The sequence below is a fragment of the Paraburkholderia lacunae genome (genome assembly GCF_003353175.1).
Taxonomy (GTDB): domain Bacteria; phylum Pseudomonadota; class Gammaproteobacteria; order Burkholderiales; family Burkholderiaceae; genus Paraburkholderia; species Paraburkholderia lacunae.
Genome location: NZ_QHKS01000011.1, coordinates 150,758 through 163,504 on the forward strand (window position 1 = coordinate 150,758; position 12,747 = coordinate 163,504).

A 12,747-nucleotide genomic window follows, 5' to 3' on the forward strand; every position below is an offset into this window, starting at 1 on the left:
TGCCGCGTGTCGTCAATATGACGCAGTGTTTATGGGACCATGGCGCACACCAAACACTGCAAGGTGACACCGTGAGGTCCGGTACGCTTAAAATGGCGTCTTTCAACAGCGCGGCTGGCCACAAGGCGCATACGGCGCCCAAGGGACGTTCGGTGTCTTCCACGTCCTCGGCCGCCGCGCTCGCGCGCATGGAGTCCGCTCAATCGATGGTCAATACTCCACAACTCCTCGCCGCCGTAGACCTCGGCTCCAACAGCTTCCGCCTGATCGTGGGCCGGGTCGAGGAAACCGACGCGGGTAGCCAGATTTATCAGGTGGATGCGTTGCGCGAACCGGTGCGTCTCGCTGCCGGTCTGTCGCGCGACAAGATGCTCGATCGCGCCTCGCAGGTGCGCGGCTGGGACGCGCTCAAGCGCTTCGGCGAACGGCTGCGCGACTTTCATCCCGATCACGTTCGCGCGGTCGCCACCAACACGCTGCGCATCGCCAAGAACGCCAACGAATTTCTCGGCGAGGCGCAGGCCGCGCTCGGCTTCCCGATCGAAGTGATCGCCGGCCGTGAAGAAGCGCGCCTGATCTACGCCGGGGCCGCACACTCGGTGCCCGCGAGCTCGGGCAAGCGGCTGGTGGTGGACATCGGCGGCGGTTCGACGGAATTCATCATTGGCTCGCACTACACGCCGATCAAGATGGAAAGCCTGTATATCGGCTGCGTGAGCCATAGCCGAGCGTTCTTTCCGGCGGGCAATGTCGACGAATACACGATGCGCCAGGCCGAACTCGCCGCGAGACGTGAAATCCAGATCATTTCCGCCGAGTACAAGAAGACCGGCTGGGAGCAGGCGATCGGCTCGTCGGGCACCGCGCGTGCGCTGGCCGAACTGGTCGAGGCGAACGGTTTCAACGATCCGGGCATCACACACGGCATTTCGCGCGGCGGGCTCGAACGGCTCAAGCGTGCATTGATCAAGGCGGAGAACGTCAATCGCCTGAAGCTCGTCGCGTTGAAGGCCGACCGGATCCCGGTGCTGGCGGGCGGTCTGTCGATCATGATCGCGGTGTTCGACGAACTCGGCGTCGATTACGTCGATACGACGGACGGCGCATTGCGTCTGGGCGTGCTGTACGACCTGCTGGGCCGTTCGCAGCACGAAGACATGCGTACGGTCACTGCCGAGGGCTTCATGCGCCGCTATGGCGTCGATCGTGCGCAGGCCGGGCGCATCGGCGATCTGGCGGTGAGTTTCTACGATCAGTTCGATGAGCCGGACGAAGAACGCCGGTTGGAAAACCGCATGTTCCTCGGTTGGGCGGCGGCGTTGCATGAAATCGGGCTGTCGATTTCGCACAGCGCGTATCACAAGCATTCGGCCTATATCGCGAGCAATGCGGACATGCCGGGTTTTTCGCGCACCGATCAGGCGCGACTCGCCGCGCTGGTGCTTGGCCACGCGGGCAAACTCGGCAAGCTGTCGCAAACGCGCGAAGTGGAATGGCCACTGCTGTTCTGCTTGCGGCTCGCGGCGCTGCTGTGCCGGCGGCGTGCCGATGTCGGTTTGCCCGGCATCGCAGTCGAGCAGGTGAACGGCGGCTATGACGTGCGCTTGCCGAACGAATGGGTGGCGAATAATCCGCTCACCGATTACAGCCTGATTCAGGAAGCCGCGGAATGGGAGAAGGTGGGCATCCCGTATCGCGTGGTTTATACGGGCGAGTAAAAAACGTCTGTTGAAAGAAGCCCGCCTTGAACTGACCCTGCAAAGTTGGACACCGGTCCAACCTTTTGGGGTGCTGTTCAAGGCGGGCTTTTTTATGCGCGTCGTGGACCTGTCGCGGACCCAGCGCAGACGCGTTTTTCGGACGCGTCGGTCGCGTTCGAGTCAATCAGCGCGGCAGCGCGTCGCCCAAAAAGTGACGCGCATAGCGTGCGTTGATATCCGATAGGCGGAACAGCGTCAGGAAGTCGGCCGTGTTGAAGTCGGGATCCCAGGCCGGTGCGCCGCAAATTTTTGCGCCAAGGCGCAGATAGCCCTTCACCAGCGGCGGCGGTGCGACGTCCGCACCCGTTTGCAGCTCGTCGACCGGCAGCGGCGTATGCGGAAACGCGCGATATTCCGGCGCCGTCAGCGCGTTGTCGCGCAGCGAGCAATACAGATTCGCCGCGTAGTGACCGCCGTCGACCATCGCGACGCTGGCGCAGCCGAGCATCGTCTCGTAGCCATTGTGCTTCATGTAGGCGGCGAGCCCAGCCCACAGCGACATGATCACCGAGCCGCTGCGGTAGTCGGGGTGCACGCACGAACGGCCCACTTCGACCATCTTGGCGCGCAGGTGGGTGAGACGCGAGACGTCGAATTCGCTCTCGGCATACAGGCGGCCGATGCGCGCGGCCTGATGCGGCGGCAGCGCGCGATACGTGCCGACCACCTTCAGCGTGTCGAGGTCGCGCACCAGCAGATGATCGCAATACGCATCGAACGAATCGACGTCGAGGCCGGCCGGGCCCGTCAGGCGCGCGCCCATTTCATCGGCGAACACCCGGTAGCGCAGCCGCTGGGCCTCGCGCAGTTCTTCGTCGGTGCGTGCCCATGTGACTTGCAGGCGATGCTGGGCGGTGACCGTCTCTTCGGCGCGCGGCAGGCGGCGCAACTCGAAGATCGAAGCGAGGGGCAGGGTGGGCGTCGGCAGTTCTCGCATGTGGCGTCCTGGTCGAAAAAAGGGAGATTGCTTTTTTCGCCAATGTAGTAACGCCTGGTGACGTTCGCATGGCAAAGCTGTGACGATTGGATGACTGCCCGTAAGCTGGGCGTCCGCGGCTTGTCGTATAGCGGGGATGTGTTGTTGCGGCGCGACCGTCCGCGGCGGCGCTCGACGCCTCGCCGCGTGGGCTCAGACCAGATCGGGGCCGATTGCCGCGCGCAGCACGGCCTGTTCGTCGCCGTTTCGCTCGCGGTTGGAGATCCACCACACGCCTGCCTTCTTCAGGGGCCAGCTCGCTTCGCTGTTGGCGAGCAGCAGCGCGGCGACATGGCCAAGGGTCGGCTGATGGCCGACGATCACGACGGTTTGCGCAATGCCTTCGGGCCAGCCGGCGGCGGTGAGCACGTCGTTGGCGCCGGCGTTGGGCGCGAGCTCACGCACCACGCGATACTGGTCGCTCAAGGTCTCGGCGGTCTGGACGGTGCGCACCGCGGGGCTCGCGAGAATCACGGCGTCGTCGGGCAGGCGGGCGCGCAGCCATTTGGCGACGTTCTGTGCCTGCTTGCGGCCCCGTGTGGTCAGCGCTCGCGCGAGATCGCTCGAGGCGAAATCTTCGGCTTCGGCATGACGCCACAGGATCAGATTCATGTTGAGCTCCTTGTCTCCGGGGAGGCGGTGGGGAGGGCTGCACCGCTTTGTACCACTGTCGCATGACGGTACGCGTGACGGCAAGACGGGCGATTCGGAGCGAACGGATCCACCGAACGGATGCACCAATAGAAAAAGGGGTTATGAGTAAAAACTCATAACCCCTTGATTCTGTGGTCGGAGCGATAGGATTCGAACCTACGACCCTCTGATCCCAAATCAGATGCGCTACCAGGCTGCGCTACGCTCCGACGAATCCGAGATTCTACGTGGCATTAGGTGCCAGAGTCAATCTCGAATTGCATCGCGCTGAAAATGAAGCAGACACGCATGTCTGCATCTCAGTCGGCAAGCGCAGTGTCTCGCTAGATAGCCGGACCGTGCGCCAAGCGCACGAGCGGACCGCTCTCTCTCAATGCCGGCGACGCATCCAGTCCGGCAGGTGTTGATGAGCCAGCCAGTGATGCACCATGCCTTCGCCGCCGTGTTCGCGCCGGTAGGTTTTCGATTCGAAAATCGACAAGGCGAGCAGTACGAGCAAACCTATTCCGAGTCCGACCAGACCCGCGATCGATTCAGCGTCCATGGCAGTCTCCTTTGATGAGGCGGTCATGCCTTCATAGTAGGACACGCGTAACGAAATGGGAGGGGGACGCTGCGCGCGGGGCCGTCGTGCAAAGCGCTTTGCAGGTAGACTCTTGGCGCTTCGCCGCCGATATTCATTCCGTCTAGAGAGTCTATGAATCGCGTTCTACTGATTGCGCTCCTGCTGGCCGCCGGCCTGACCGGCTGCGCCAATGATTCCTCCGCCCATCATGGCGGACCGCCGCCGAAAGATCCGAGCGACTATCACGGCGTGCCCACCGACGACCGGCCGCCTTCGATGGTGCCCCCGCCGGCCGCCCTTTGAGCGGATGTAAAAGCGGCCAGGTGGTGTGCCTCGCCGTCCACATCGAGGATGGATGTGATGGCCGCACTCGCTGCGTCGCGCAGCAATCGAAAGGCGAAGCGCCGGTGCGGGCACGCCGGCGCTTCTGACCCGTGCAGACTGTTCGCGCGGAGAGCACGGGCTCCAGGCATTCTAGGGCGAGCGGTGCGCCGTATAGGTATGCGCTTGTTTCAAGCCGTAACCGCATACTGCACAAAGGTTAAATGGGCACGCCCGGCGCTTCTGGCACGGCGCGCGCGACACCCGGCAAGAACCGCGCGAGCGTTGCGCCGCGCGCGGCCATGAAGATCAACAGCGCGGCCCACAGACCGTGGTTGCCGTACAGCGTCATCAATGCCCACGACGCAGCGGCAAACATCGCAAACGACAACACCATCGACACCATCAATTCACGCGTGCGGGTCGCGCCGATGAACACGCCGTCGAGCAGAAAGCCCCACACGGAAATCACCGGCGACAGCGCGGCCCACGGCAAATAAGTTTCAGCAGTGGCGCGCACCGTGGCCTGATCGGTCAGACACTCGACGATCCATGTCCCCGCGCCCCAATACACCAGCGAGAAGCCGACGGCGCCGAGTGCGGACCATAGCGCCGTTACCTTGACCGCCTGCCGGAACGCGTGCCGGTCGCGTGCGCCGATCGCGGCGCCGACCAGCGCCTCGGCGGCGTGCGCGAAGCCGTCGAGTCCATACGCCATGAAGGTCTGAAAATTGAGCAGCAGCGCGTTAGCGGCGAGCGTGGCGTCGCCCTGTTGCGCGCCGAGATGTGCGAACCAGCCGAACGACGCGAGCAGACACAGCGTACGCACGAAAATGTCGCGATTCAAAGCCACCAGACGCTTGAGCGCCGCCGCGTCGAACAATGCCGCGCGGTTCAGCGCGGGCAGGCCGCGCGGCCGCCCATGCCACAACAAGGCGGCGCCGAGCACGAAGCCAAGTGCATCGGCGGTGGCGGTGGCCGCGCCGATGCCGGCCACACCCCAATCGAATACGTACACATACAGCAGCACCGCCGCAATGTTCACGCTGTTGATGAACACCTGCGACAGCAGCGCAAGCCGCACCTGCTGCGTGCCGAGCAGCCAGCCGAGCACGACGTAATTGGCGAGCGCGAGCGGCGCGGCCCAGATACGCGCATGGCAGTAAATTTGCGCGTGGCGTTGCACTGCGTCGCTGCCGCCGAGCACGCGCAACGCGTAGCCGATCAGCGGTGCTTGCAGCAGGAGCACCATTGCGCCGATCGCCGCCGCCAGCAGCAGCGCGCGCACGATGTTGTTGCGCAATCCTGTCTGATCGTCCGCGCCATGCGCTTGCGCGACGAGCCCGGTGGTGCCCATGCGCAGGAAGCCGAAGCCCCAGAACACGAAGTTGAAGAACAGGCCGCCGAGCGCGACGCCGCCGAGATACGACGCACCGTTCAGATGCCCGGCGACTGCCGTATCGACCGCGCCGAGGATCGGTTGCGTCAGATTGGCGAGGACGATCGGAAACGCCAGCGCCAGCACGCGCCGATGCCAGCGCACGGGTAGCGCGGCCACGGCGGGCGTTGCCGCGTCGAGTGTCTGCGGGCCGGGTGCGCTTTCGCTCAATGGCGTTCCTGCACGCAGACCCACGGCGACACGACTACCGCCCACAGATCGGGATCGCGCGCGGCGAAATCGGCGGCGGTCTCCGCCTGCACGCGCTCGACAAGGCCGGACGACAGCCATTGCGTGACTTGCGCGGTGTCGTCGCTGGCGATGGCTTCTGCGACGCTCACCAGATCGAGGTCGCGCGCGACGCGCAGCAGCATGCCCCGCGCAAAAAAGCGTTCGAGCTCGGTCCAGCCGATTTTGGCGGTTTCCGCAAGCAGCTTGGCGTACAGCGGGCTATGGGGGGCGTCGTTAGAAGTCATGGTGGGCGGGGGCTCTGGGGGCCGTTACTATAAACCATCGGCGCTCGACCGCCACGGCGGCGTGCATTCCGGTACGCTTGAGGTCTTTCGGTTTTTATTCTCCACTCATTCTCCGTTTACATGTCACTGGATTCAACGGCGCCGGCTTCGGGCGCGCAAGCTCAGGTCGTGAACGGCGCGACGCTCACGCGCGCCGACGTGGAGCGCCTCGTCGCGCTCAGTAACGAGCCGCTGCATTTCACCGACTGCGATTTCGAAGGCGTCGATCTGTCGCGACTCGATTTGCGCGGCGCCGAGTTTCATCGCTGCACGATCGTCGAAACGTTGTTTTTCGGCGCGACGCTGTCGCATAGCCGCTGGGTGCGTTGCCGCGGCCGCGAGGCGGATTTCGCGTCGGCGGATCTGGTCGACGCGGCGTTCCAGTCGAGTGATCTGAACAACACCAGTTGGCGCCGCGCGAAGCTCGCATCGGCGTCGTTTCACAGCTGCAAGCTGACCGGCGCGAACTTCGAGGGCTGCGCGGCGCTGGGCTTGAGCTTTGTCGAAACCTTGCTGGTGGGCGCGCATTTACGCGGACTGTCGTTTCGCAAGACGACGCTGCAACAACTCGATTTCTCGGACGCCGATCTCGCCGGAGTCGATTTCCGCGAGGCGGTTTTCGAGGGCGGCAGTCTGAAGGACGCGCATCTGAAGGGCGCGCGCTTTGACGGCGCCGACCTGCGCGAGGCCGATCTCAGCGGCGTGCGGCTCGTCGACGCCGCGCTCTTCAAAGGCGCGACGATCTCACATCAACAGGCAGCCGTGCTGGTAACCGAGCTCGGTTTGCGAGTGATGTAAGCACCCGTTTTCAGCCGGCGGTTGCAGTCGTTCGGCCTGCTTGAGCGAATCGCGGCAATCGCCGGCAATACCGCGATTCATTTCATCGAATGAATAAAATCAGTCGATTCGATGATGCGGGATTTGTCAGCGGATTTGAGATTTTCAAATATATTCGCTTTTCTCGAATTTAATGTGATGAAAGCGGCGGCTGATTATCTGCGTTAGGCTGTCGATTAATGGTCCCGTATAGTGCGTTGGCGCACCAAAGGCACGCTGCATGCAGGGCGCCCGCGTCGTCGCGAGCGGGTTAGTGGAAATCGGCCAAATGCTTTCCGTCGGATTTATTGGGGGGATCTCGGCGGATGCTTGCTGTATAAGGCTTTGCCCGCTGACTGCGGATTTTTTGTGATGATTTAATGGCGTATTGCATCGCGGGATTTTTACCCATTTATTCTGCGTACTTTTGTGATTTCAGATTAACATAATGCGGACTCCGTGCGCCGCATCACATTACCTGCGAAATTAATAGATTGCGTGCGCATAAGCGGATCGTTAGATTTACTTCTGGCGCATGGTGAACCGGTCCTTTGCCGATATGCGCCGAACCCCCGTTAGCCCGGCCTCGTGCCGGGCTTTTTTTTATCCGCGCGTCACTTTCGATTCACACCCAGCCCTGATCATCGAAGATTGCTTTTTCTCTACACCGATGTGCGGAGCGCAGACATAGGCGCCATGACCCGGCCGATCATTTTTCCCCGCTATCCGGCCGCTCATGCCCGGTGTGCCGATCGCCTTCGCCGCGCGCGTCAATCCGCGCTCCGGACGCTGGCGCCGCCGTTAGCTCGCGTCGCGCCACGCGGCGCGTCGAGGCGCCGTCACTGTTTGCAGCGAATCACCATCGACCGGTTCTTCACGTTCGCACCGAAGATTCCGCCGATCGAGCCACCCGAGGTGGCGCCGTTGTCGACGTCCTTCGAAACGACGTCATAGCCGTAGTTGCCGCAGACTTCGCCGGCGCGCTTGTAGCACTCTCCCCAGCTCGAACTGGCGTCGCTCCCGCTGCAGTTGATCGCGAAGCCGGTGTCGCCGCTCGGCAGATAGGTCATCGTGGTGGTGCTGGAGCAGCCGCCGAGGCTGCCGAGCGTCAGCACGCCGAGGCCAACCGCCGCGGCCATTGCCACTGACGCAAATGCGCTCTTCATTGCAAATTCCTTACAAATGACGGGGCGACGTGGCGGTGGACCACGTCGCGTGTCGGATTGAGCGTTTTATAGCACGCCGGGTTCCCTCAGCCGCGGTGACTGCACGCGCGGGCGGCGCGGCCTGGTGAGCCGCGAGCGTGCGGCTAACGGGTGATTACCGGACGGCTAACGGGCAGGTAGTGCCTGCGACGGGTCGATCGAGCGGCCCTGATAGCGCAATTCGAAGTGCAGCATCACCCGGTCGGTATCGGTATCGCCCATTTCGGCGATCTTATCGCCGCGCGCGACCGTCTGACCTTCCTTCACCAGCAGCGCGCGGTTGTGCGCGTAGGCCGTCAGATACTCGGCGTTGTGCTTGATGATCAGCAGGTTGCCGTAGCCGCGCAGGCCGTTGCCGGCATAGACCACGGTGCCGGCCGCGGCGGCCACGACCGGGGTTCCGGGCGCCGCCGAGATATCGATGCCCTTCGAATTGGCGCCGTCGAAACGCCGGATCACCGTGCCGTCGGCCGGCCATACCAGCGAGATCGACGAAGCCGGCGCGGACGGCGGCGCACTGTCGGCGGGTGCCGGGCGCGACGAGGGTGGCGTGGCCGTTGCGCTCCCGCCGCCGTTGCTGCGCACGGCACCGGTCGTCGACGCCGCGTTGCCGGGGGGCGCCACGCGCAACACCTGACCGACCTCGATGCTGTCCGGGTTCGGCAGATTGTTCCAGCGCACGATGTTTTGCATCGACTGCCGGTTGCTGCGCGCGATTTTCGAAAGCGTATCGCCGCGTTCGACGCGGTAGAACCCCGGACCCACCGGCGCGGACCCGCACGCGGCGAGCACCGCTAATAACGACGTGCAGACCAGCCGCTTCATCATTCTTGTTGTGTCAAACATTGGACCTCGCAAAGCACTGCCACGCGCCGATCCCGATCACGCGGCAGATAGATGCAAAAGCGTCCGATTCTAACGGTTTTGCGCTGCAGCACCCGAAAACGGGTTGCGGCGAGGCGAGGCACCGCCGGTGAGGGCGGTGCGGAAGCGGGCGCTCGCTGTGCCGGCGGAAGGCGCTGAGCGAAGGGCGAAAAGCGGCAACACTCCGCCATCAGCTCAGCGCGCCGACGTTGATGCGCAGTGCGGCCGTCTCGCTTTGACCCGGTTCGAGCCAGCGCAAGCCCATGCCGTTGTGAATCGCGTCCGGTAGACCGAGCCACGGCTCGACGCAGTAGAAATCCGACCCGGGGGCTTCGGTCCATGTCGTCACGGCGTACCAGGGCACCGAGTCCGGACGTTGCAGGTCGATCGTGACGACCCGGTTCAGGCCCGGCGCGACGATGCGCACAGGCCGTTGCGGCGCGCCGTCGAGGCAATGGAAGCGGTCGAGGATGCGCGCCTCGTCGAGCGTATAGCACGGCTCGCCCGGCTCAGCTGCGCTGATCGAGCCGTCGTCCTGCTGGTAGCGCCGTTCGGTGCGCGGCAGTTCCAACGACGTCTCGCCGCGCTGCGTATGCGGCAGCGTGAAGTAGAAGTGGTGGCCGGCGTAGTAGGGCAGCGGCGCATCGCCGGTGTTGGCGGTGCTCAGCGTGACCTCGAGCGTGTGCGCATCGACGAGGCAGTACGCCGCCTCGAAACGGAAGCCGAAAGGATAGCCGCCACGGGTCGCGTCGCTGTCGGTCAGGATCATGCGCAGACCGGCGCCGTGCACGTCCGCGTGCGCCTCGAAGGGCAGGTCGCGTGCGAAGCCGTGCATCGGCAGCGCGCGCACCGTGCCTTCGGTGTCACGCCAGTAGCCGATCTTGCCGTCGACGCGATGTCGTCCGAGAAATGGGAACAGCAGCGGATTGCCGCCGCGGATCCTGGCGGGCTGGCGCCAGTCGGCGTGCTCGGGCCAATGGATCACCGGTTCGCCGTCGACGATCCACGACAGCAGCCGGCCGCCGGCCTGCGGCGAGAAGCGGAGCACGGAGGCGTCCTGGGCGATCTCGAGAATGTCCTGTTGCGGGGAGAGGGGCATGGTCGATGGGTCTGATGGGTTACGGTTGGTCAAGACGGTTGGTCGAGGTTGATCACGGTTGCCAGGGATTGCACGCGCCGGGATGCATGAAAACCTGACACGGGCTCGCTGGCGGACCCGGCTCGCGGCCGGAGCCGGCGGACCGCGCCGACTTCGACGCCGACGCCGCACGGCGTGGCGCGCGAGGAGATTCTGCGCTGCTTTGCGCTACGGGGAAACCCTTCTGGGGAAATTGCGGGTGTCGGAGAAGCGCCGTCCTTGCGGATAATCCGTCTGACCGCTCGGTGTCGTCGACTGCCGGGCCAGACCGGCTCAGGAGGCGTTATGGATCTCGCAATGGCAATGGCTGTCACTTTGTTCGGCATGTTCGCGGCCAGCACGGTCTATTTTTTCTACAAGCTCGAACGCTGATCCCGTTGTCCTGCTTCGCCGGCCGCTGGTTCGTTCATTGCGGGCCGGGCGCCTGAGCGCACTGAATTCCGCATCATCGCAGGGCCGCTGCCACGACGGCCCTGTTTCTTTGTCTGCCGCGTAACAATGGTTTCAAGTTGTGACGCGGCGCATCAAAATTTCCCCAACCGCGGCTCAAATGCTTGGCGCTGACAATGCAGCCCGGCATAATCGGTGCGCTTTGACGCGTCGACGCTTTCCCATCGCGGCGCGCTGTTCCCCGACATTTTCCTAACAGAGAGGATCGCCGCGTGAACCTGTCGTTTCTGATTTTCCTGAGCGTGTTGCAAGGCGTCACGGAGCTCTTTCCGGTTAGCAGCCTCGGCCACACCCTGCTCGTGCCGGCTCTGTTCGGTATGCACATCGACAAGCACGCGCCGCAATTGCTGCCGTTCCTCGTCGCGTTGCACCTCGGCACGGCCCTCGCGTTGCTGTGGTACTTCCGCAAGCGCTGGGTCGCGCTGGTGCGCGGCTTCTTCGCGTCGTTCGGCGGCGGCCACAACGACGATGCGCACATGATGTGGGCGCTCATCATCGGCACGATTCCGGCCGGTCTGGTCGGACTGCTGCTGGAAAAGCGGCTCGAGCGGCTCTTCCACGATCTGCGCATCGTCGCCATCGCGCTGATCATCAATGGCGTGCTGCTGTGGTTCGGCGACCGTCTGCAACGCTCGCGCGCGCATCGGCCGCCGGAGAAGCTGACGTTCCGCCAGGCGTTTCTGGTCGGGCTGGCGCAGATCGGCGCGCTGATTCCGGGCTTTTCGCGCAGCGGTCTGACGATGATCGCCGGCAACGCGGCCGGCCTGACGGCGGAGAAGGCCGCTGAGTTTTCGTTCCTGCTCGGCACGCCGATCATCTTCGCGGCGGGCGTCCTCGAATTGCCGAAGCTGTTCCATGCGCCGGGCCAACTTGCCGATGCGCTGCTGGGCGGCGTGCTGACCGCGATCGCCGCTTATCTCAGCGTGCGCTTCCTGATGCGCTATTTCGAAGGCCGCGGACGTCTGGGCTCGTTCGGCCTGTACTGCGTGATCGCGGGGATTGTGTTCCTGGGCTGGTTCATGTTGCATGCGCAGCCGGTCTGATTGCCTTCGATTTGCCGCCTGCGCCCATTCGGCGGTGGCGGGTGGGAAGCGATCGGTTATATAATCCGGGCCCGGCTCAAGCTGCCGGGCCCGTTTGTTTTGGTGGCGTGGCGACGGCCGCCGGACAGGGTCGAGATTTCAAGTCCCGGTGCGGTCGGATACAATTTCGGTATCGCACAAACCACGAACCCTGTGGCGCGCGCTATCGCGTAGGGCACAGGCTCCCGACGCCCGGGAGGGGGTTCTCAATTGCGGGTGATGCTCGTTGTACGGTCGTTGTACGTTTAGCATCGCCTCTCTTCATTACGGCAGTAGCTCAGCTGGATAGAGCATCGGCCTTCTAAGCCGAGGGTGGGGGGTTCGAGTCCCTCCTGCCGTACTTCAATTGCTCGCGCCGCGGCTTGCGGCGCTTCAGCGCCTTCTTCTCCTGAGCGTGCGTGTTCCCGCGATCGGCTTGATGCCGACGGCTTCACGCTGCCGATTGCACGTCGATGGAATCGACGCGATCCGGATAGAACGCCAGATGCTGCACAATCTCCTTGACCGCCGCATAGGGCGACTCGTACGTCCACACCGCATTCACAGCGCGCTCGCCGCCCACGGGAATGCTGTAATACGCGCAGTCGCCTTTATACGGGCAATAGGTCGCGTGATCGGTGCGTTGCAGCAGCGCCATCTCGACATCCTTGCGCGGAATGTAATACACGGCCGGATACGACGCTTCGCGCAGGATCAGCGCATCGCGTGTGTCGGCGATCACGTGGCCGGCCACGGTCACGACCACGCGCACTTTGCCCGGTTCGACCGAGATCGGATGAGCGGGGCCGGGGACCTTGATGGTTTTTTCAGTCATGTGTCGAACTCCTTGGTGAGTGGGCCAAGCCTGCAACACGCTGTTCGAGGTTTCGAGCCGCAGTCGGCGGGAACGACCGCGTCTTTGGCGAAGCATACGCCGGTCACGGCGGCGCGTTTGCGCCGCCGCTTGTGTCCCTGCTCTCGTCA

At 63.9% G+C, this 12,747-nt stretch carries 13 protein-coding genes and 2 tRNA genes; 5 read left to right on the plus strand and 10 right to left on the minus strand.

Annotated elements, in window-relative coordinates; genetic code table 11:
- Positions 1–92 precede the first annotated feature (92 nt).
- A complete protein-coding gene (gene ppx, locus DLM46_RS18530; RefSeq protein WP_115102326.1) occupies positions 93–1,718 on the plus strand; it encodes an exopolyphosphatase in 1,626 nt (541 codons plus the stop codon).
- 166 nt (positions 1,719–1,884) lie between these two features.
- Here the strand turns inward: ppx and DLM46_RS18535 are convergent, their stop codons facing one another.
- The 4 genes from DLM46_RS18535 to DLM46_RS39485 form a co-directional block, all read right to left on the minus strand.
- Positions 1,885–2,697 (minus strand): GNAT family N-acetyltransferase, encoded by an 813-nt coding sequence (locus tag DLM46_RS18535; RefSeq protein WP_115102329.1) that lies wholly within the window; start codon positions 2,695–2,697, stop codon positions 1,885–1,887.
- Positions 2,698–2,889: 192 nt separating this feature from the next.
- Positions 2,890–3,348 (minus strand): SixA phosphatase family protein, encoded by a 459-nt coding sequence (locus DLM46_RS18540; protein ID WP_115102331.1) that lies wholly within the window; start codon positions 3,346–3,348, stop codon positions 2,890–2,892.
- Between the two features lie 174 nt (positions 3,349–3,522).
- Positions 3,523–3,599, minus strand: a tRNA-Pro gene (locus DLM46_RS18545).
- Positions 3,600–3,760: 161 nt separating this feature from the next.
- Positions 3,761–3,934, minus strand: a complete 174-nt coding sequence (locus DLM46_RS39485; RefSeq protein ID WP_165848007.1) for a hypothetical protein — start codon at positions 3,932–3,934, stop codon at positions 3,761–3,763.
- A 153-nt stretch (positions 3,935–4,087) separates the two neighbouring features.
- Between DLM46_RS39485 and DLM46_RS39490 the strand changes: the two genes are divergently transcribed.
- Complete coding sequence (locus tag DLM46_RS39490; RefSeq protein ID WP_165848008.1) at positions 4,088–4,258, plus strand: hypothetical protein; 171 nt, start codon at positions 4,088–4,090, stop codon at positions 4,256–4,258.
- A 238-nt stretch (positions 4,259–4,496) separates the two neighbouring features.
- Here the strand turns inward: DLM46_RS39490 and DLM46_RS18550 are convergent, their stop codons facing one another.
- The gene (locus DLM46_RS18550) at positions 4,497–5,885 is read right to left on the minus strand and encodes an MATE family efflux transporter (protein WP_115102334.1); all 1,389 of its coding nucleotides are present in this window, start codon (positions 5,883–5,885) and stop codon (positions 4,497–4,499) included.
- Positions 5,882–6,190, minus strand: coding sequence for a DUF2288 domain-containing protein (locus DLM46_RS40370; protein WP_115102336.1), 309 nt, complete (start codon positions 6,188–6,190; stop codon positions 5,882–5,884). Before DLM46_RS40370 ends, DLM46_RS18550 begins: the two co-directional genes overlap by 4 nt.
- A gap of 120 nt (positions 6,191–6,310) precedes the next feature.
- On the opposite strand from DLM46_RS40370, the gene DLM46_RS18560 reads away from it, so the two are divergent.
- Positions 6,311–7,027: a pentapeptide repeat-containing protein gene (locus DLM46_RS18560; RefSeq protein WP_115102339.1), complete on the plus strand. Its 717-nt coding sequence runs from the start codon at positions 6,311–6,313 to the stop codon at positions 7,025–7,027.
- Between the two features lie 857 nt (positions 7,028–7,884).
- On the opposite strand, the gene DLM46_RS18565 is transcribed toward DLM46_RS18560, so the two are convergent.
- From DLM46_RS18565 to DLM46_RS18575, 3 genes are all read right to left on the minus strand, one after another.
- Positions 7,885–8,211, minus strand: a complete 327-nt coding sequence (locus DLM46_RS18565; RefSeq protein ID WP_115102341.1) for a hypothetical protein — start codon at positions 8,209–8,211, stop codon at positions 7,885–7,887.
- 165 nt (positions 8,212–8,376) lie between these two features.
- A complete protein-coding gene (locus DLM46_RS18570) occupies positions 8,377–9,096 on the minus strand; it encodes a peptidoglycan DD-metalloendopeptidase family protein (RefSeq protein WP_115102343.1) in 720 nt (239 codons plus the stop codon).
- Between the two features lie 208 nt (positions 9,097–9,304).
- Entirely contained in the window at positions 9,305–10,213 is a 909-nt protein-coding gene (locus DLM46_RS18575) for an aldose epimerase family protein (RefSeq protein ID WP_115102346.1), read from the minus strand.
- Positions 10,214–10,914: 701 nt separating this feature from the next.
- Here DLM46_RS18575 and DLM46_RS18580 point away from each other — a divergent pair.
- On the plus strand, positions 10,915–11,745 hold the full coding sequence (locus DLM46_RS18580) for an undecaprenyl-diphosphate phosphatase (protein ID WP_115102348.1): 831 nt from the start codon (positions 10,915–10,917) through the stop codon (positions 11,743–11,745).
- A 305-nt stretch (positions 11,746–12,050) separates the two neighbouring features.
- Positions 12,051–12,124, plus strand: a tRNA-Arg gene (locus DLM46_RS18585).
- A 90-nt stretch (positions 12,125–12,214) separates the two neighbouring features.
- Here the strand turns inward: DLM46_RS18585 and DLM46_RS18590 are convergent.
- Positions 12,215–12,598: a DUF427 domain-containing protein gene (locus tag DLM46_RS18590; RefSeq protein ID WP_115102350.1), complete on the minus strand. Its 384-nt coding sequence runs from the start codon at positions 12,596–12,598 to the stop codon at positions 12,215–12,217.
- Between the last annotated feature and the right edge of the window lie 149 nt (positions 12,599–12,747).

Coding starts and splice junctions, on each gene's coding strand:
- ppx (WP_115102326.1), top strand. CDS start 93: ATGGCGTCTTTCAACAGCGCGGCTGGCCACAAGGCGCATACGGCGCCC.
- DLM46_RS18535 (WP_115102329.1), bottom strand. CDS start 2,697: ATGCGAGAACTGCCGACGCCCACCCTGCCCCTCGCTTCGATCTTCGAG.
- DLM46_RS18540 (WP_115102331.1), bottom strand. CDS start 3,348: ATGAATCTGATCCTGTGGCGTCATGCCGAAGCCGAAGATTTCGCCTCG.
- DLM46_RS39485 (WP_165848007.1), bottom strand. CDS start 3,934: ATGGACGCTGAATCGATCGCGGGTCTGGTCGGACTCGGAATAGGTTTG.
- DLM46_RS39490 (WP_165848008.1), top strand. CDS start 4,088: ATGAATCGCGTTCTACTGATTGCGCTCCTGCTGGCCGCCGGCCTGACC.
- DLM46_RS40370 (WP_115102336.1), bottom strand. CDS start 6,190: ATGACTTCTAACGACGCCCCCCATAGCCCGCTGTACGCCAAGCTGCTT.
- DLM46_RS18560 (WP_115102339.1), top strand. CDS start 6,311: ATGTCACTGGATTCAACGGCGCCGGCTTCGGGCGCGCAAGCTCAGGTC.
- DLM46_RS18565 (WP_115102341.1), bottom strand. CDS start 8,211: ATGAAGAGCGCATTTGCGTCAGTGGCAATGGCCGCGGCGGTTGGCCTC.
- DLM46_RS18570 (WP_115102343.1), bottom strand. CDS start 9,096: ATGTTTGACACAACAAGAATGATGAAGCGGCTGGTCTGCACGTCGTTA.
- DLM46_RS18575 (WP_115102346.1), bottom strand. CDS start 10,213: ATGCCCCTCTCCCCGCAACAGGACATTCTCGAGATCGCCCAGGACGCC.
- DLM46_RS18590 (WP_115102350.1), bottom strand. CDS start 12,598: ATGACTGAAAAAACCATCAAGGTCCCCGGCCCCGCTCATCCGATCTCG.